The organism is Streptomyces sp. DG2A-72 (assembly GCF_030499575.1).
GTDB lineage: Bacteria > Actinomycetota > Actinomycetes > Streptomycetales > Streptomycetaceae > Streptomyces.
The window spans coordinates 3200552-3218629 of sequence record NZ_JASTLC010000001.1 but is presented as its reverse complement, the minus strand read 5'-3'; the positions used below and the strand labels follow the sequence as shown (position 1 = coordinate 3218629).

14 protein-coding genes, 1 pseudogene and 1 riboswitch are annotated in these 18078 nt (G+C 69.5%); of the genes and pseudogenes, 7 read left to right on the top strand and 8 right to left on the bottom strand.

Going from position 1 to position 18078, the window contains the following annotated elements; translation table 11 throughout:
• Window positions 1-8: 8 nt before the first annotated feature.
• Entirely contained in the window at window positions 9-1634 is a 1626-nt protein-coding gene (locus QQY66_RS15390) for an ABC transporter substrate-binding protein (protein ID WP_301980882.1), read from the bottom strand.
• A gap of 235 nt (window positions 1635-1869) precedes the next feature.
• On the opposite strand from QQY66_RS15390, the gene QQY66_RS15385 reads away from it, so the two are divergent.
• Window positions 1870-2589 (top strand): FadR/GntR family transcriptional regulator, encoded by a 720-nt coding sequence (locus QQY66_RS15385; RefSeq protein ID WP_301980881.1) that lies wholly within the window; start codon window positions 1870-1872, stop codon window positions 2587-2589.
• Window positions 2590-2751: 162 nt separating this feature from the next.
• Window positions 2752-3885, top strand: a complete 1134-nt coding sequence (locus tag QQY66_RS15380) for an abortive phage infection protein (protein ID WP_301980880.1) — start codon at window positions 2752-2754, stop codon at window positions 3883-3885.
• A 71-nt stretch (window positions 3886-3956) separates the two neighbouring features.
• Here QQY66_RS15380 and QQY66_RS15375 read toward each other — a convergent pair whose 3' ends face one another.
• The 3 genes from QQY66_RS15375 to QQY66_RS15365 all read right to left on the bottom strand — a co-directional run bounded on the left by QQY66_RS15375 (window position 3957) and on the right by QQY66_RS15365 (window position 7274).
• Window positions 3957-5444 carry an alpha/beta hydrolase gene (locus QQY66_RS15375; protein WP_301980879.1) on the bottom strand — a complete coding sequence of 496 codons (1488 nt, stop codon included), beginning with the start codon at window positions 5442-5444 and terminating at the stop codon, window positions 3957-3959.
• Between the two features lie 100 nt (window positions 5445-5544).
• A complete protein-coding gene (locus QQY66_RS15370; protein ID WP_301980878.1) occupies window positions 5545-6363 on the bottom strand; it encodes an ABC transporter permease in 819 nt (272 codons plus the stop codon).
• Complete coding sequence (locus tag QQY66_RS15365; protein WP_301980877.1) at window positions 6360-7274, bottom strand: ABC transporter ATP-binding protein; 915 nt, start codon at window positions 7272-7274, stop codon at window positions 6360-6362. The genes QQY66_RS15370 and QQY66_RS15365 overlap by 4 nt, the downstream gene beginning before the upstream one ends.
• A gap of 133 nt (window positions 7275-7407) precedes the next feature.
• Between QQY66_RS15365 and QQY66_RS15360 the strand changes: the two genes are divergently transcribed.
• Together QQY66_RS15360 and QQY66_RS15355 are read left to right on the top strand one after the other, a co-directional pair.
• The gene (locus QQY66_RS15360) at window positions 7408-8601 is read left to right on the top strand and encodes a sensor histidine kinase (RefSeq protein ID WP_301980876.1); all 1194 of its coding nucleotides are present in this window, start codon (window positions 7408-7410) and stop codon (window positions 8599-8601) included.
• Window positions 8598-9248, top strand: coding sequence for a response regulator transcription factor (locus QQY66_RS15355; RefSeq protein WP_301980875.1), 651 nt, complete (start codon window positions 8598-8600; stop codon window positions 9246-9248). Before QQY66_RS15360 ends, QQY66_RS15355 begins: the two co-directional genes overlap by 4 nt.
• Before the next feature lie 172 nt (window positions 9249-9420).
• Here the strand turns inward: QQY66_RS15355 and QQY66_RS15350 are convergent, their stop codons facing one another.
• Window positions 9421-10704: a hypothetical protein gene (locus tag QQY66_RS15350; RefSeq protein WP_301980874.1), complete on the bottom strand. Its 1284-nt coding sequence runs from the start codon at window positions 10702-10704 to the stop codon at window positions 9421-9423.
• 206 nt (window positions 10705-10910) lie between these two features.
• Between QQY66_RS15350 and QQY66_RS15345 the strand changes: the two genes are divergently transcribed.
• Complete coding sequence (locus QQY66_RS15345; RefSeq protein ID WP_301980873.1) at window positions 10911-12845, top strand: polysaccharide lyase family 7 protein; 1935 nt, start codon at window positions 10911-10913, stop codon at window positions 12843-12845.
• On the top strand, window positions 12733-14604 hold the full coding sequence (locus QQY66_RS15340) for a chondroitinase-B domain-containing protein (RefSeq protein WP_301987328.1): 1872 nt from the start codon (window positions 12733-12735) through the stop codon (window positions 14602-14604). The genes QQY66_RS15345 and QQY66_RS15340 overlap by 113 nt, the downstream gene beginning before the upstream one ends.
• A 205-nt stretch (window positions 14605-14809) precedes the next feature.
• Here the strand turns inward: QQY66_RS15340 and QQY66_RS15335 are convergent, their stop codons facing one another.
• From QQY66_RS15335 to QQY66_RS15325, 3 genes are read right to left on the bottom strand one after another with little or no spacing between them, the layout of a single operon-like run.
• The gene (locus tag QQY66_RS15335; RefSeq protein WP_301980872.1) at window positions 14810-15802 is read right to left on the bottom strand and encodes an ABC transporter substrate-binding protein; all 993 of its coding nucleotides are present in this window, start codon (window positions 15800-15802) and stop codon (window positions 14810-14812) included.
• A gap of 12 nt (window positions 15803-15814) precedes the next feature.
• Window positions 15815-16582: an ABC transporter ATP-binding protein gene (locus QQY66_RS15330; RefSeq protein WP_301980871.1), complete on the bottom strand. Its 768-nt coding sequence runs from the start codon at window positions 16580-16582 to the stop codon at window positions 15815-15817.
• 1 nt (window position 16583) lies between these two features.
• Window positions 16584-17624: an iron ABC transporter permease gene (locus QQY66_RS15325; protein ID WP_301980870.1), complete on the bottom strand. Its 1041-nt coding sequence runs from the start codon at window positions 17622-17624 to the stop codon at window positions 16584-16586.
• Window positions 17625-17723: 99 nt separating this feature from the next.
• A riboswitch (cobalamin riboswitch) is annotated at window positions 17724-17873 on the bottom strand.
• 18 nt (window positions 17874-17891) lie between these two features.
• On the opposite strand from QQY66_RS15325, the pseudogene QQY66_RS15320 reads away from it, so the two are divergent.
• Window positions 17892-18011 (top strand): annotated as a pseudogene (locus QQY66_RS15320) (DNA-binding protein); the annotation flags it as partial.
• Window positions 18012-18078 lie beyond the last annotated feature (67 nt).

Here is an 18078-nt window from a genome sequence, read left to right as displayed (position 1 = left end):
TTCGGTGGCTAGACCCACTTGGCTTGGAGCAGGTTGATTCCGGGGTACGGCTGTGCCCTTATCCCGGCGAGTTCGGTGGGGTCCCAGGCGGTCATCAGCTCGTTGTGGACGACCGGGTAGAGCACGGCCTGTTCGGCGACGACGTCGATGTAGTCCTGGATCATCGTCTTCTTCTTGTCCGCGTCCGGCTCCCGGGTCGCCGCGTCCATGTCCTTGAAGAGCTTCTTGGCGACGGCGTTGTCCGCCCAGCGCGTGTACCCCATCCACAGGTTGGTGGGCCCGTAGTTGTAGTGCATGATCAGGTCGGCGTCGAGGCCGAACTGGTTGGGGTTCGAGGCGGCGGCGACGACCTGGTAGTCCTGCTTCTGGTCCATCTTGGTGAAGACGGCCGTGGTCTCCTGCGGCGACAGCGTCGTCTTCACGCCGATCGCGTCCCAGGACGCCTTGATGGTCGGCAGACAGTCGACGATCCAACTCACGTTCACCGCAAGGATGTCGATCGTCAGCCCGCGGACCCCGGCCTGCTTCAGCAGCGCCTTCGCCTTCTCGGGGTCGTAGTCGTAGACCGTCTTCGCGCGCCGGTAGCCGGGGTTGCCCTCGTTGAGGAAGGACGACGACGGCTTGCCGTGTCCCTTCAGCGCGACCTCGACCATCTTCTCGGTGTCGATGGCGTAGTGCAGCGCCTGCCTCACGCGCACGTCGTCGAAGGGCTTGTGCTTGGTGTTGAACATCAGGAACAGGTTGTTCATCCCGGCCCCGCCCGCGACCGTGAGCCCGCCGCTCTTGAGCCGGCCGATATTGGCGTACGGGATGTTGTCGGCGATCTGCGCGCCCGCGCTGGCGCCGGAGATCCGGGCGACGCGCGGGGCGGCGTCCACGATCGTCAGCCAGTTCATCTTCTGGAAGGCGGCCTTGCGCGGGCCGTTGTAGTCGGCGTACGCCTCGAAGGTGGTGTTGGACTTCGGGTGGTGCGCGGTCTGCCGGTACGGCCCCGAGCCGATCGCCTTGCCCTTGATCGCGTCGTCGAAGGCACCCGGCTGCGAGAACACGTGCTTCGGCATGATCTTGGCGAGGGTGAGCCGCGAAACCCCTTCCGGGAAGGGGAACTTGAGCACCAGCTCGACGTTCTGCGCGTCGATCTTGCGGACTTCCTTCAGCCAGCTCGCGAAGAACCCCTTGGCCAGGGTCTGCGTCTTCGGGTCGAGGATCCGGTCGAAGACGAACACCACGTCGTCGGCGGTGACCGGCTTGCCGTCGTGGAAGGTGGCGCCCGCCCGCAGCGTGAACTTCCAGGACGTGCTGTTCGGGTCGCCCGGCACCTGCGTGGCGAGCGCCGCGTACGGCTCGCGGGAGATCGGGTCGGTGTCGAGCAGCCCCTCGTAGATATGGTTGTTGGCGGCCATGCAGAACGCCGACGCCGTCTGCGTGGGATCCCAGCTGCCGTCGTTGCCGTAGCCGATGACCGCGGTCAGAGTGCGGTTCCTGCCGCTGCCGCCGGTGTCATTGGTCGACTCCGGGCCCGACGAACAGGCCGACAGCGACGCGGTGACGGCGGCGGACGCTCCCAGCGCGCCGGTGTACTTCAGGAACGTCCGGCGATGCAGCGCCGGCACGTCGTCGGTCACGTCGCGCACGGTTCCTCCAGCGAGATGAGGGTGGGGATACGAGAGGACGGGCGGAAGATATGAAGAGATACGACGTCCTACGTCCTGCAGTCAGCGCGACCATAGGAGGGGCTGTGAGGGCGGTCAAGGGAACGCACACGAATGGCGTATCTGCCAGAGGTCGGACCAATGGCGCTGCGGTATACCGATGTTGACGAACCGTCATCGGTCAGACGTGGGACGTGGGACGTCCCGGGCGCGTACGATGCGGCGCATGTCCTCGGAGCCCAGGAACAGCCGGATACAGCGCGAGGTCGTACAGCTGATCCTCGACCGCAAGCTCCGGGTCGGTGCGCCGCTGCCCACCGAGACCGAGCTGATGGCCGACCTCGGCGTCAGCCGCAACTCCGTCCGCGAAGCCCTCAAGGCGCTCCAGGCGCTCGACATCGTGGAGATCCGGCACGGCTTCGGCACCTACGTCGGGCAGGCCTCGCTGACCCCGCTGATCGACGGGCTGACCTTCCGCACGCTGGCCCGGCACGAGGGCGACGCCGACGCGCTCGCCGATATCCTCCAGGTCCGCGAAGTGCTGGAGGAGGGGCTGATCCGGCGGGTGGCGCCGCTGCTCACCGAGGCCGACCTGGACCGCCTGGAGTCAGTGGTGGACCGTATGGAGGCCGCGGGCCGGGCCGGTACGCCCTTCGCGGAACTCGACCGGGAGTTCCACGAGTTGCTCTACGCCTCGCTCGGCAACGCGCTCGTGCCGCAGCTGCTCGGCGCCTTCTGGACCGTCTTCCGCCGGGTGGCCGGCGCGCTCGGCCGCCCCAACGAGCCCGCGCCGGAACTCACTGTCAGCCGCCACCGCGACATCGTCACTGCCCTGCGCGCCCACGACGTCGAGGGCGCGCAGCGCGCGATGGCCGTCCACTTCCGCGGGATCGAGGCGCGAACGGCGGCCCCGATCGGGCCCACCCGGGCGAGGTGAGCCGGGCGGCGGGGGCGCCGTCCCCTGTGCGGCGCCCCCGTGGACAGTGTTCGTGCCACGGAAGCGTCTGGATGTGATCGACGCAGGACCTCATACCTTGGTTGCCGAGTCATAGACCTTCGGTCGACAGCCCGGCGGGCCCCCGCTCGCCACAGTGAGGGCATGGAGAACACCAAGAACGGGATCAGCAGGGCGCGGTTCCTGGCCGGGGCCGTGGCCGCCGGCGTCGCGGGGGCGGTGCTGCCGGCCACCGGTGCACGGGCGACGGAGGCGACGACGGGACGCCGCGGGCTGCGGCACCGGGGTGTCGTCTACACCGTCGGCGCGGGGGAGACGCCCGGTACGGCCTTCAGCGCCGCCCGCATGCGCAGGGACATCCGCGTCATCCGCGACGACCTGCACGCCGACACCGTCGATGTCACCGGCGACGGCGTCGAACGCCTCAACACCACCGCCACCGAGGCCGCCGAAGCCGGACTGCACCTCTGGCTGCAGCCCACCCTCGGCGACGCCCCCGAGCGGGACATCCTCGACCACATCGCGGAGACCGGGCGGCACGCGGAGCGGCTGCGCCGGCAGGGCGCGAGTGTCGACTTCAGCGTGGGGTGCGAGTTCTGGCTGTTCGTGCCGGGGATCGTGCCCGGAGAGACAGTCCTGGAGCGCATCGAGAACCTCCTGAACGGCACCGTCGACTGGGCGAAGATGCAGCGCCGCCTCGATGCCTTCACCGCCAAGGCCGCCGCGGTCGGCCGCTCCGTCTTCCGAGGCCGCCTGTCCTATGCCGCCGCGCAGAACGACAAGGTCGACTGGAACCTGTTCGACGTCGTCGGCATCGACTACTACTCGTCCCACCCCGACCGCGCCGACTACGTACGGGAGTTGAAGCGCTACCTCCGCTGGGGCAAGCCCCTCGCCATCACCGAGTTCGGGACGTGCACGTTCGTCGGCGCCCCCGAAGCGGGCGGTATGGGCTGGAACATCGTCGACTACGACAAGACCCCGCCGGAGATCAAGGGCAACCCGGTCCGCAGCGAGCGCACCCAGGCCGACTACCTGGTCGAGCTGCTGGACGTCTTCGAGTCGATGGGGCTGTACGCCGCCATGGCCTTCGAGTTCGTCACCGCGGACGCCGAGCACCGCCCGGACGATCCTCGCTACGACCTCGACCTGGCGAGCTACGCCATCACGAAGCCGATCAAGGACCGCCCGGGCGACCCGGACTCGGACTGGCACTGGGAGCCGAAGGAGGCGTTCCACGCGGTGGCGCGCCGCTGGGGGTGCCGGGACAGGTCGTGAGCGTGTGCGGCGCCGTCGTGGCTGGTCGCGCAGTTCCCCGCGCCCCTTCGGGGGCGCGGGTGGACCGTCGCTTAGTCGCAGTACGTGTCCTGCCTCGGTCGCTCCCCGGTCGCCAGGAACCGGGAGACCATGTCGTCGCCGCACGCCGTGCCGTTGTCCAGGTACGCGTCATGTCCCGTCGCGTCGTTGACGACCATGACCGCGCGCTTGCCGAGGGCGGCACGCAGCTTGAGGGCGCCGGTGAGCGGGGTGACCGGGTCGCGTTCGTTCTGGACGAGGAGGACGTTGGACGGGCCGCGGTCGGTGATGCGTACCGGCGCCTCGCGCGGCTCGTTCGGCCAGGCGGCGCAGAGCATCGCGTTGCGGGGCATGCCCGCGGTCAGCGGGAACTCGGCCCTGCTCTTCGCGACGTCCTTCTCGTACGCGGCGGCGGACTCGGGCCAGTCGGCGTCGTTGCATATGGTCCCGGCGCCGACCGCGGTGACGTTCTGCAGCACCTCATCGGGCGGGGACGGCGGCGCGGGCGGCACCGTCCCCTTCCGGGCGGCAAGGATCAGCTGGGCCAGGCCCTGGAAGTCGTCCGGGTCGTCCAGGTCGTTCAGCATGGCCTGGCGCAGCACGTTGCCGTTGAGCACCGGCGGGTTGGAGCCGGTCCAGGGGATCGGTTCGCGGTCGAGGCGGGCGGCCAGGCTCAGGAAGCCGGCGCGAACCTCGGCCGGGGTCTCGGCGACGCGGTCCGGATTGCCGGGTGCGGACGCCCACTTGGCGAACACCGGGAACGCGTCCTCGACGCCCTGCTCGTGCCCGGCCAGCCAGGCGCGCTGGACCTTGACGGGGTCGGGGTTGTCGTTGCTGTCCAGCACGATGCGGTCGGTGCGGTGCGGGAACAGCTCGTTGTAGATCGAGCCGACATACGTGCCGTACGAGACACCCCACGCGGAGACCTTCCGCTCGCCGAGCGCGGCCCGGATGCGGTCGAGGTCGCGGGCCTCGTTGACGGAGCTGAGGTGCTGGATCAGCTCGCCGCCGTTGCGGGCGCAGGCGTCCGCCATGCGCTTCGCGGTGACCAGGTTCTCCGTGATGGAGCCGTCGGGAGCGGGCCAGGGCCGGGTCGCCGTGAGAGCGAGGTCGCGGCGTTCGAGGCCGCAGTCGACGGAGGTGGACGGGGCCAGCCCGCGCGGGGCGAACCCGATCAGGTCGTAGGCGTCGCGCACCTTCTTCGGCAGCCTCTGGCCCTTGCCCGACGGGTCGTTCAGGCTGGTGCCGCCGGGTCCGCCGGGGATCAGCAGTAAGGCGCCCCGACGGGCGGACGGGTTCTCGCTCGGGATACGGGAGACGGCGACGTCGACCGTCGGCCCGTCCGGGTCGGCGTAGTCCATCGGCACCTCGACCGTCGCGCACCGCTGTCGTGGATCGAGGCCTTTGCCCTCGCACTTCGTCCACTTCAGCGGCGTTGACGTGGGACCGCTCGTGGCGGACGCGGTGAGAGGCGTCACGACACCGAACACGATTCCGGAGGCGGCGGCGATCAGGGCGAGGCTCTTGGTCATCGGCTTCATGGGTATGAGCCTCGCGGAGCCGGCCCATCCCTCACATCCGGGCAACAACCCACTTCCCACGGGGGTTTACCCCAGTGCCGCCGTCAGGGTCACCCCCGACTCACACATCCCGCCGGTCCACGACCACCACCGCCATCACGGCCGCCACCGCCGCCCACGCCGCGAACACCACCCAGCTGCCCGTCACCGTCGTCGGATAGTGCGGCGGATAGATCCGGACCGCCGACTCGCCGTACGTCACATCGACCAGCCGGGACCAGGCGTTGACGGGCAGCGCGTTGCGGACGGCCGCCGTCCAGGCGTAGCGGTCGGTGATGAAGGTCGGCAGGAGCAGCAGTACGACGGTGATGGCGCCCGTCGTCGTGGCCCCGTGCCGGATCACCGCGCCCAGCCCCATGCCGACCAGTGCGGAGACGGCGGCGAGCAGGGCGGAGGCCAGCAGCAGTGACAGCACGCCCTCGTGGGTGACCGGGACGTCCGCGCCGCGGCCGGAGAGGATGCCCTGCGTGGTGGCGTACGACGTGCCGACGACCACGGCCCCGTAGCCGGTCATGACCCCCGCCACCACCGTCACCTTCGCCGCCATCAGCGCCCGCCGGTCCGGAACGGCCGCGAACGTCGTACGGATCAGTCCGGTCGCGTACTCGCCGACGATCGTGAGCGCGCCGACGCTCGCGCACACCAGGATCAGGATCAGCGCGGCAGCGGCGGTGAACGCGTCCCGCAGCGCCCACTCCACGTAGCCCGCCTTCATGTCCGCGGGCATGTAGGGGTAGTTGGCGTAGTGGTTCCGGGCAGCGTTCGCGTTGAAGCCGACGACGGACAGTGCGCCGATGCCGAGTGCCCAGTAAGTGGAGCGCAGGGAGCGGAGCTTGAGCCATTCGGCGGCCAGGAGGTCGGTGAAGCGGGCGTCCGTCATCGTTGGTCTCCGGCGGTGTACTCGACGCTGTCGGCGGTCAGTTCCATGAAGGCCGCCTCCAGGGAGGCGGTGCGTGTGGTCAACTCGCGGATCAGGAAACGGTGTTCGAAGGCGAGCTCGCCGATCCGCTCGGTGCTGAGCCCCGCCACCTGGAGCGTCTCCTCGTCGTACGCGGCCACCGCCGCGCCCTGAGACGCCAGTACGTCGGCCAGCGCCCGCGCGTCCGGGGACCGTACGGTCACCGTCGGCGCCGTACCCCGCGCGGCGAACTCGGCGAGGCTCTCGGCGGCGATCAGCTCGCCCCGCCCGATGACGATCAGCTCGTCGGCGGTGTGCTCCATCTCGGACATGAGGTGGCTGGAGACGAAGACCGTACGCCCCTCGGCCGCCAGCTTCCGGAACAGTCCCCGCACCCACAACACCCCTTCCGGGTCAAGTCCGTTGAGCGGTTCGTCGAAGACCAGCACCGGCGGCTCGCCCAGCAGCGCGGTCGCGATGCCGAGCCGCTGCTTCATGCCGAGCGAGAACCCGCCGACCCGGCGCCGGGCGGCGGCATCACCGATCCCCACCTCCGCCAGCACCTCGTCCACCCGGCGCGCGGGGATGCGATTGCTCCGGGCCAGCGCCCCCAGATGCGCCCGCGCACTCCGCCCGCCGTGCACATCACCGGCGTCCAGGAGCGCGCCGACGTGCCGCAGTCCATGGCGGTGGCGGCGGAAGGCGTGGCCGTCGACGGTGGCGGTGCCGCCGCTCGGCTCGACGAGACCCAGCAGCATCCGCAGGGTCGTGGTCTTGCCCGCGCCGTTCGGACCGAGGAAGCCGGTGACGTGGCCGGGACGGACGGTGAAGGACAGATCGCGGACGGCGGTCGTGTCGCCGTATCTCTTGGTCAGTTCGTTGACTTCGATCACGGGACCACGGTCGCGCGGTCGGCCGGTGCGGCACATCGGCCGCCCGCTGACACTCGTACACGCCCGATGTCGACCGTGGTTGTACATCCCCGGGCCGATGACCAGCTCATGGAGCCCGCTCTACGATCCCGTCATGCCCGCCACCGAACCGCCGCCGCCCCTGCACAAACGCGTACCGCCGGGTGCCTGGGTGGCGCTCGCGTGGTGTGCGGGGGAGCTGTTCACCCGCCTCGCGCGTGTGCGCCTGCCAGGCGAGTTGGAGCCCGAGGAGTTCCCCGCGTCCCAGCTGTACCGCTTGGAGGGGGTGCTGGCTCTGGTGCTGTCCGCCGCCCTCGTCCTGTACGGCAGTCGCCTGCTGTCCCGGAAACCGCTCGCCGCCCTCGCCTGGCTGCTGGTGGCCGCGGGTTGCGCGACGACCGCGCTGGCAGCGGGCGAGATACCGATGGCCCAGTTCCTCGCGCCCACCGTCGCCCTGTACTTCATCGCGGCGACGCACGCCCGCCGGACAGCCCTGACCGCCCTGGCGATGGCACTCGGCACGCTGGCCGCCTGGCTGGCCGTGCGGCTGCTGAGCGGCTGGAACGTCGGCACCTCGGCCGAACTCACCGTGGCCATGGTCGCCGTGATCGCCTGGCTGCTCGGCAACTCCTCCCACCAGGCCCGCGTCCACGCCGAACGGCTCGTGGCCGAGCATGCCGCGCAGGTCGTCACCGCCGAACGTCTGCGCATCGCCCGCGAGATGCACGACACGGTCGCCCACAGCATCGGCATCATCGCCCTCCAGGCCGGAGCGGCGGCCCGCGTGGCGGCGGCCCGCCCGGAGGCGGCCCTGGAGGCGATGCGGGCGGTGGAGAACGAGGGGCGGGAGACGCTGGCGGGCCTGCGGAGGATGCTGGTCGCGCTGCGGGCGGCGGACGAGGGGCAGAGTGTGACCCCGGCCGGTCTCGCGGACGTGGACCGGCTCGCGGCCACGACGACGGCGGCGGGCGTCCAGGTCGAGGTGCGTCGCGTCGGCGACCCCCGCGCGCTGCCCCCGGACATCGACCTGTCGGCCTTCCGCATCGTCCAGGAGTCGGTCACCAATGTCGTACGCCATGCGGGCACGCGCGCGTGCCGGGTCACTCTCGACTACCGCGCCGACGACGAACTGGCACTGGAAATCACCGACGAGGGCCGGGGCAGCGGCAGTTCGACCAACACGGGCTTCGGACTTGCGGGCATGAGAGAGCGCGTCGCCCTGCTCCACGGCGAGTTCACGGCGGCACCGCGCCCCGAGGGCGGCTTCCGGGTGGCGGCCCGGCTGCCGGTGCCGGTGGCGGTCCGATGAGCGTCCGGGTGGTCCTGGCCGACGACCAGCAGCTGATCCGTACGGCACTGAGCATGGTGCTGGCCGAACTCGACGACGTGGAGGTGGTCGGGGAGGCGGCGACGGGGGAGGAGGCGGTACGGCTCGCGGCCGAACTCGCCCCGGACGTCGTGGTGATGGACATCCGCATGCCCGGGATGGACGGCATCGAGGCCACGGACCACATCACCCGGGACGAGCCCGACACCCGGGTGGTCGTCCTCACCACCTTCGACGACGATTACGTCTACGGCGCCCTGCGCGCCGGCGCGTCCGGCTTCCTCGTCAAGGACATGGCCCTGGACGACATCATCGCGGCCGTACGGATCGTCGCGGCCGGCGACGCCCTCATCGCCCCCAGCGTCACCCGCCGCCTCATCCGCGACTTCGCGTCCCGCCCCCAACCGTCCGGCTCGCGCCGCGACTTGACGGCCATCACGGACCGCGAACGCGAGGTCCTCACCCTCGTCGGCTCGGGCCTGTCCAACACGGAGATAGCCGCCGAGCTGTGCATCAGCGTGGCGACCGCGAAGACGTATCTGACCCGCCTGCTGACCAAACTGGACGCCCGGGACCGGGTCCAGCTGGTGATCATCGCGTATGAGGCGGGCCTGGTGTCGGTGGGCTGAGCGCTCCGCTGGAAGCACGGTGATGCTGTATCGATGTGCGGCTCCGCCGCGTGCGCGGGCCGGTGGGGGCTGGTCGCGCCCGCGCGGCGGAGCCGCATATTGACACAGTCCCGCGCCCCTTTGGGGCGCGGCCGAACCGCAGCCGACTTCATCCGCCCCGCTCAGTGGTCGGTCACCGCTTGGCGAGGTGGACCTCTGCGCCGGTGCCGGTGAAGACCAGCGCGGCGTAGGCGTTGACGCGATCGGGGACAACCCCCGCGTCGGTGCCGACCGTTCGTCCGGTGCGCCCGTCGACGACGAATGTTCCGTCTTTGCCCTTGGCGTAGAACAGATCCTTGAAGTCGGCCGTCAGGGTGCCGCTCCAGTCCTTGGCGCCGTCACCCGCCGCCCGGCGCCACAAGATCTTGCCGTCTTCATCCACGGCGAGCGCCCCGTCCTGCTTCGAGGCGCACAGCAGGACGGTGCCGCCCTCGCCTTGACTGCAGTCCATGCGGCTGGTCAGGCCGGCCCGCTTGGGCAGGACGAAGTCGCCGGTCGTGAGGTCGAGCAGCTGCGCCTGCTTGCTGCCGTCCTCGTCGAACTTGGCGAAGGGTGAGTTGTCGAGCACCCTGGTGGTGCCTTGCGGCATCTTCTTGTCCCACAGGTCACGGCCGTCGGCCGGGGCGACGCCGGTCAACGGGTAGTCCTGCTCCGGGTCGTCGCGGAAGCCCACCAGGGCCTCGCTGGATCCGCCGAGCTTCCAGAAGCCCGCACGCTGCCACAGCATGCGGGGCTCGTCGTCCAGGGAGACCGCGACGGTGCCTTGCGCGTAGTCGTCCTGCGTCCAGGTGACGGCCACAACGCCGTCCGCGATCGACACACCGAACACGCCGAGCTTGCCGGCCGCCGGGGCACCGTAGATGTCCACGGGAAGCCGCCAGATCAGCTTGCCGTTGTCCGCCCGGGCGGCGATCACCTCGAACCCGGCCTGGGCCGAACCCTTGCCCTTCTTGGCGAGCTTGACCGGCACGACGGTGAGCATGGCCGGTACACCGCCGATCCGCACCGGCTCAGGGCGCGACACGCGCTCGCTGATCATGTCGGCCTGCTTCTTGCTGAGATCGCGTGGGGCCGGCAGGTCGTACGCGGGCGTGTTCTGGGTCTTGATGGTGGTGACGGCCTTGCCCGTGGCCAGGTTGTACATCGTCACGCCGGACGCGTGCGCATGCCAGGCCGCACGCCCGTACAGAACGACGGTGGGGTCTTTCGCCGGGCCGGTCGGCAGGACATGGGCCGCCTTGCTGTCGAACGTCACGGCCGCCGTGGCCCGTGGATCGCCGCTGAGGTCGAGGGCCTTGCGGGTGGGCGAGCCGGTGGCTGCCGGACTGTCGCCGCCTTCCGTCGGGCCTTTGGTGCACGAGACCAACAGAGCCACTGCGGCCAGGGCGATGACACCTTCACGTACCGGACTTCTCATCCGACTCTCCGCGTTCCGTGACCTGCACTGCTGACATCGGCAGATTCGACCACGGGCGGAACGGGACCCCTCCCGTCACAGGACAGACACAGTATCTCCGCATTCGGTGCACCACCTCGGGTGCGCCGCCTCACGGAAGCGAGGGCCCTATGAGACGTATGTGTCATGCGCTGTTAGTGGGTGCGGTCGCCGTCGGAGTCTCGGGTGTGTTCCACCCGGTCGCGTCGGCCGCCGACACCTCTCCGCTGGAGGTCAAGAGCGTCACGGCGAGTCCCGATGACGGCAACGTTCCCGCCAACACCCTGGACAACAACCTGAGCACCCGCTGGTCGTCGCAGGGCGACGGTGCGTGGATCCGTTACGACCTCGGCTCGGCGAAGACCGTCGGGTCGGTGTCGCTCGCCTGGCATCAGGGGAACAGCAGGACGAACACCTTCGACGTCCAGCTGTCCGACGACGGATCGTCGTGGAAGACGGCCCTGGCCCGAAAGACCAGCAACGGCAGCACACTTGAGCAGCAGAGCTACGACTTCGCCGACGCCTCGGCCCGCTACGTGCGGATCGTCGGTCACGGCAACACGGTCAACGCCTGGACCAGCATCGCCGAGACCGACATCTACGGAGCCGACGGCACCGGCGGTGGTGGCGGCTCCTGCGCGTACCCGGCCGACGTGCTGGACCTGACGAACTGGTACATCGGGCTGCCGGTGGGCAAGGAGGAGTCCCCCACCAACGTCTACCAGCCGGAACTCGACACGTACGCGAACGACCCCTGGTTCATCACGGCCGACGACTGCGCGGCCGTCCGGTTCCGGGCCCCGGTCAACGGCGTCACCACCAGCGGCTCCAAGTACCCCCGCTCGGAGCTGCGGGAGATGACGGACTCGGGGGAGACCAAGGCGAGTTGGTCGTCCACGTCCGGCACCCACACGATGGTGATCGACCAGGCCATCACGGACCTCCCCGAGAAGACCCCGAACGTCGTCGCAGGGCAGATCCACGGCGGCTCCGACGACCTCAGCGTCTTCCGTCTGGAAGGCAAGAAGCTCTACGTCACCGACGGCGACGAAAAGCATCACAAGCTGGTGACGGACGACTACGAGCTGGGGACGAGGTTCCAGGCGAAGTTCGTGGTCAGCGACGGCAAGATCAAGGCGTACTACAACGGTCAGCTGCAGACCACGCTGTCGAAGAACTTCTCCGGCGCCTACTTCAAGGCCGGCGCGTACACGCAGGCCAACTGCGACAACTCCCAGCCGTGCAGCGACGACAACTACGGCCAGGTGAAGATCTACGGGTTGAACGTCACGCACGGCAACGGCGGGGGCGACGGGGGCAGCGGCGGCGACGGCGACTCGACCGAGGCCGCCAAGCGGTACGGCTGGGGCACCCCGCTGCCGATATCCGACGAGTTCGACTACACCGGCCCGGTCGACCCCGCGAAGTGGGACGTACCGTCGGGCAGCGTCGGCGGCACGGCCCAATGCTGGGAAGGCCACAGCGAAAACGGCCGCCGGTGCGGGAAGAACAGCACCGTCGCGGACGGCATGATGACCATGCGCGGTGAGGCGAACGGCGACACGGGGTGGATCAGGCAGCACGAGGCCACCCAGTACGGCCGGTGGGAAATCCGGTCCCGCTCACGGAACATCGGCTCGGAGGGCGGGCTTTACCACCCACTGCACCTGATCTGGCCCACCGACGGCAGCCGGCTCGAGAACGGCGAGTACGACTGGGTCGAGTACTCGGACCCCGACGCGCAGTGCCTCACGGCGTTCCTGCACTACCCGAAGAGCCCGTTCGGACAAGAAGGAACGCCGCGACCTCTGCCCCCTGGACATGACGAAGTGGCACAACTTCGCGTTCGAGTGGACGCCCAAGGCGCTGGTCGGCTACGTCGACGGTGTCGAATGGTTCCGGCTGGCGGACGGCGCGAACGCCGACCGGGGGAACATCCAGGACATGCCCCTGGGGAACCTCGTCATCCAGCTGGACAACTTCACCGGCGACAGCGGCCTGCGCCCGGCCGTGTTCGAGGTCGACTGGGTCCGCACCTACGACGTCGAGCCGGCGGGCGAGGATCCCGATCCCGGCGGGGACTCTCCGGTCCAGGTCACGGGCGTCACGGCAAGTCCCGATGACGGCAACGTCCCCGCCAACACCCTGGACAACAACCTGAGCACCCGCTGGTCCTCCGAGGGCGACGGGGCGTGGATTCGCTACGACCTCGGCTCGACGCAGAACGTCGGGTCGGTCGCGGTCGCCTGGCACCAAGGGGACAGCAGGAAGAACACCTTCGACGTGCAGGTGTCCGACGACGGGGCGTCGTGGAAGACGGTCCTCGAACGAAAGACCAGCAGCGGTACGACACTTCAGCCGCAGAGGTACGACTTCGCCGATACCTCCGCCCGCTACGTGCGGATCGTCGGCCACGGCAACACGGTCAACGCCTGGACCAGCATCACCGAGACCGACATCTACAAAGCCGACGGAGGCGGGGATCCGACAGATCCGACAGATCCAACGGATCCAACGGATCCAACGGATCCGGCCCCCGTCCGCACGGTCCGTGTCGCGGACTCGACCGCGTTGAAGAGCGCGTTCGGCGACGCGCGGCCCGGGGACCGCATCGTCCTCGCGGACGGCACGTACTCGATCGGCAAGATGACCGGCAAGAACGGAACGGCCGCCCAGCCCATCACCGTCGTCGCGGAGAACCGCGGCAAGGCGGTGATCGGCGACGGGCAACTGGAGGTGGCGGGCTCCTCCTACGTCACCTTCCAAGGGCTGAAGTTCACGAACAGCAACACACTGAAGATCACCGGCTCGAACAACGTACGGCTGACCCGCAACCACTTCCGGCTGACCGAGGAGTCCTCGCTGAAGTGGGTGATCATCCAGGGTGAGAACAGCCACCACAACCGGATCGATCACAACCTGTTCGAGGAGAAGCACCAGACCGGGAACTTCATCACCATCGACGGATTCGAGAAGCAGCAGTCACAGCACGACCGCATCGACCACAACCACTTCCGTGACATCGGCCCCCGCGCGGCGAACGAGATGGAGGCCGTCCGGGTCGGCTGGAGCGGAATGTCCCAGTCGAGCGGATTCACCGTCGTCGAGTCGAACCTCTTCGAGAGGTGCGACGGTGACCCGGAGATCGTCTCCGTGAAGAGCAACGACAACATCGTCCGCCACAACACCTTCCGCGCCTCACAGGGCGTTCTGTCCCAACGGCACGGGAACCGCGGCGAGTTCTACGGCAACTTCTTCTTCGGGGAGGGCAAGGCGGGAACCGGCGGGATCCGCATCTACGGCCAGGACCACAAGATCTACAACAACTACTTCGAGGGCTTGACCGGCACCGGCTACGACGCCGCACTGCAGATCGACGGCGGCGACGTGGACACCTCGGGCGCGCTGAACGCACACTGGCGCGTCTACCGGGCGACCGTCGTGAACAACACCTTCGTGAACAACGTGTCGAACATCGAGATCGGCGCCAACTACAACCTCGCCCCGGTCGACTCGGTCATCGCCGACAACGTCATCACGGGCAGCCGGGGCAAGCTGCTCAACGAGGTCAAGAAACCCGTGGGCATGACCTACGCCGGGAACATCGCGTGGCCGACCGGATCGGCGACCGTCGGCGTGTCCCTGCCCTCCGGCTCCGTCAGGGCGGTCGACCCACTGCTCGCCTCCGACGGATCGCTGTACCGGATCGGTGCGGGCAGCCCGGCGATCGACACCGGCACCGGCGGCCACGCCTTCGTGACCGACGACATGGACGGCCAGGCTCGAGTCGGCGGCATCGACGCCGGCGCCGACGAGCGCTCGTCGTCCACGGTCACACGGGCCCCGCTCAGCACGACGGACGTCGGCCCCGGCGCCGTGTAGGACACCTCACGCGAAAGGACCGGTGGCGGGTCAACCCCGCCACCGGTCGTGCCCCGAAGGGGCGCGCCAACAGAGCCACTGCGGCCAGAGCGATGACACCTTCACGTACCGGACTTCTCATCCGACTCTCCGCGTTCCGTGACCCGCACTCCTGATGGCGGCAGATTCGACCACGGTCGAGCCGGGACCGGTACCGGCCTCCGAGTCAGGGCGTCGTCGTCCGCAGGTACTTCCCGAGGCGGGCGATCGCAGACGGGTTCCGCGGGCTCTCCACCAGGTCGACATAGTCCAGGGTGAAGATCCGCTTGTGCTTGATGGCCGACACGTTCCGCAGCGGGGCATAAGACAGCAGGAACTTCTTCTTCTGCTCCGCGCTGACGTCCCCGTAGTCGCAGATGACGATCACGTCGGGGTTGCGTTCCACGACGGTCTCCCAGCCGACGGTCGTCCAGGAGTCCTTCAGGTCGTGCATCACGTTGTTCCCGCCGGCCTCGCTGATGATCTGGTCGGGCGCGGCGTAGCGGCCGGAGGTGAAGGGCTGGTCCTCGCCGCTGTCGTAGAGGAAGACCTTGGGGGAGTCGGACGGTGCCTTCGCCTTCACCTCCGCCACCTCGCGCTTGAAGTCGGCGATCAGCGCCACCGCCCGCTTCTCCACGCCGAACAGCTTGCCCAGGTTGGTGAGGTCCTCGTACAGCGCGTCCAGCGGCGGCATGATGCCCCGCGAGGTCTCCGTACGGCCGTTGCGGCAGGACTCGGTGAGGATGTACGAGGGGATGCCGAGCTTGGTCAGTGCGTCCGGGGTGAAGTCGCTGTCCTCGCGGAAGCCGTAGTTCCAGCCGGCGAAGACCCAGTCGGCGCGGGCGTCGAGGACGTTCTCCTTGGTGAGCTGGTCCTTCGACAGCCACTTCACCTTGTCGTAGCCGTCCTTCCACGGAACCCCGTCCAGGTCCCCCTTGTCGTCGGGCATCGCGAACCCGGCCATCCGATCCTCGAGCCCGAGCGCGAACATCAGCTCGGTGATCCCGACATCGTTGGTGACGACCCGCTCCGGGACCTTGTCGTACGTCACCTTGTGCCCGCAGTTGGTGAGGGTGACGGACGACGCGGCCTTCGAGTCCGGCGAGGGCGCGACCTCGGCACCGCAGCCCGCGCTGAGCACGGCCAGGCAGACGGCGACGGCGACAACTGGCATACGCATGCAGGGAGTTCCTTAATCCGGCGGCGGGAGAAGGTCGAAGAGCAACTGCACGGCGCCCGTCTCCGGATGCCGTACGGGATGGGCGCGTACGCCGAACACCTCGGCGAGCAGGGCGGGTCGGAGTACGTCATGTGGCACGCCGGACGCGACGATCCGACCGTCCTGAATCACGTACAGCAGATCGCAGTGTGCGGCGGCGAGGTTGAGGTCGTGCAGCGCGGCGAGCGCGGTCAGGCCGCTCGCCCGGACCAGGGACAGCACCTCCAACTGGTGTGCGATGTCGAGGTGGTTGGTGGGTTCGTCGAGGACGAGGACACGGGGCTGCTGGGCGAGGGCCCGGGCGATGAGGACGCGCTGCTTCTCACCGCCGGAGAGGGACAGGAACCCGCGGCCGGCGAGCTGGGTGACCCCGGTCAGATCCATGGCCTCGGCGCAGATGGTCCGGTCGTCGGCGGCCGTCCGTCCGTGATGCGGCAGCCGTCCCATCCCGACGACCTCGGCGACGGTGAAGTCGAACTCGGACGACGACTCCTGCGGCAGCGCGGCCAGCACCCGCGCGACGGCCCGCGGATTCATCGCGTGCACGTCGTCACCGTCGAGCCGCACGGCACCGCCGCTCGGCCGCAGGGCCCGGTACACGCACCGCAACAGGGTCGACTTTCCACTCCCGTTGGGCCCGACGAGCCCCACGAACGCCCCGCTGTCCACGCTGAGCCGCAGATCGTCGACCAGCCGGACCGCACCGGCGGCGACGGACACGTCCTCGACGTCGAGCCGCATCTCAACGACCTCCGAATGCGTAGCCGCCACGCCGCATCAGCAGCAGGAAGGCGGGCACCCCGACGACGGCGGTGATGACCCCGACCGGCAGTTCGGCCGGGGCGAGCAACAACCGCGACAGCACATCCGCCCAAACGAGCAGGACGGCCCCGGCGAGGGGAGCCACGACCAGCACGCGCCGGTGATCGGCACCGACGAGCATCCGTACGACGTGCGGCACCATCAGACCGACGAACCCGATGGCCCCGCTGACGGCGACGACGGTCCCGGTCACGGCGGCGGTGACGAGGAACAACTCCCGCCGCAGCCGGGCCGGTTGTACACCGAGCGCCGTGGCGGTCTCGTCGCCCATGGCCAGGGCGTTCAGCGACTCCGCGCGGCGGGCAAGCCATGCCCACCCGGCCGCTACGGTCACGGCGGCGATCGGCACCTTCTCCCAGGTCGCCCCGCCCAGACTCCCGAGCAGCCACATCATCGCGGACCTGGCGGCCTCGCCGCGGGCGGCGCCGAAGACCATCACCGTGGTCACGGCCTCGAAGCCGTACGCCAGAGCCGTCCCGGTCAGGATCAGCCGCAGCGGGGTGAGCCCGTGCGTTCCGGACCGGGCAACGGCGTACACGATCGCCATGGCGGCGAGCGCGGACCCGAATGCGGATATGGACAGAGCCCACATCCCGAGCCCCGCGAAGGCACCCAGCAGGATGACGGCATTGGCCCCCACAGCGGCACCGGACGAAATCCCCAGCACGAACGGATCCGCAAGGGCGTTACGCACCATGGCCTGCACGGCGACCCCGACGGCGGCGAGCCCGGCCCCGACGACGGCGGCGAGGACGACGCGGGGCAGCCGGATCTCCCAGACGATGGTGTACGCGGCGACGTCATCGGCGTTGACGGTCCCGCCACCGGTCCCCGCCCACAGGAACCGGAAGACGTCGGCCCAGCCGAGCCCGGCGGCGCCGAGGCCCACCCCGCACAGCAAGGACAGGGCGAGCAGCAGCCCCAGCCCAAGAGCCAGCGGCACGACGGGTATTCGGCGCACGATCGGCGTCCTTCGCCTCGGGCCGCCTGATGAACGAGAGCAAGGAGACGGCCCGCACGGCCGAACCGCGCGATCCCCTTCCCGCAGTCCACGGCGAGCAGTCACAGGGTCACGAACCGCGGGTGATCGGGCTCGCGCGAACCGTCCACCGGGGCCGGCCACGCTTACCGTTGCGGGTCAGCGCCGGACTCTCACCGGACTTCCCCCACGGGACGCGGGGGGAGCGTAGCAAACCGGTCATCGCTCGACCTCGGCGCCCTGCGCCCCCGGAGCGAGGTGCGTGTCCTGTTCATGTTCGACCCGTGGCGTTCGGCGATTCTCTTGGTCGCAGGAGACAACGCCGGGAACTGGAGCGCCTGGTCCGACGAGGCGATTCCGGCACCGTGAGCGGGCAGAAGAGCTGTCGGGTGGTCGCGAAGCCTTTCTCGACGGTGCTCAGCGCATGGTGGCCGAG

Coding starts and splice junctions, on each gene's coding strand:
- QQY66_RS15385 (WP_301980881.1), top strand. CDS start 1,870: ATGCGGCGCATGTCCTCGGAGCCCAGGAACAGCCGGATACAGCGCGAG.
- QQY66_RS15380 (WP_301980880.1), top strand. CDS start 2,752: ATGGAGAACACCAAGAACGGGATCAGCAGGGCGCGGTTCCTGGCCGGG.
- QQY66_RS15375 (WP_301980879.1), bottom strand. CDS start 5,444: ATGAAGCCGATGACCAAGAGCCTCGCCCTGATCGCCGCCGCCTCCGGA.
- QQY66_RS15370 (WP_301980878.1), bottom strand. CDS start 6,363: ATGACGGACGCCCGCTTCACCGACCTCCTGGCCGCCGAATGGCTCAAG.
- QQY66_RS15360 (WP_301980876.1), top strand. CDS start 7,408: ATGCCCGCCACCGAACCGCCGCCGCCCCTGCACAAACGCGTACCGCCG.
- QQY66_RS15355 (WP_301980875.1), top strand. CDS start 8,598: ATGAGCGTCCGGGTGGTCCTGGCCGACGACCAGCAGCTGATCCGTACG.
- QQY66_RS15350 (WP_301980874.1), bottom strand. CDS start 10,704: ATGAGAAGTCCGGTACGTGAAGGTGTCATCGCCCTGGCCGCAGTGGCT.
- QQY66_RS15335 (WP_301980872.1), bottom strand. CDS start 15,802: ATGCGTATGCCAGTTGTCGCCGTCGCCGTCTGCCTGGCCGTGCTCAGC.
- QQY66_RS15330 (WP_301980871.1), bottom strand. CDS start 16,582: ATGCGGCTCGACGTCGAGGACGTGTCCGTCGCCGCCGGTGCGGTCCGG.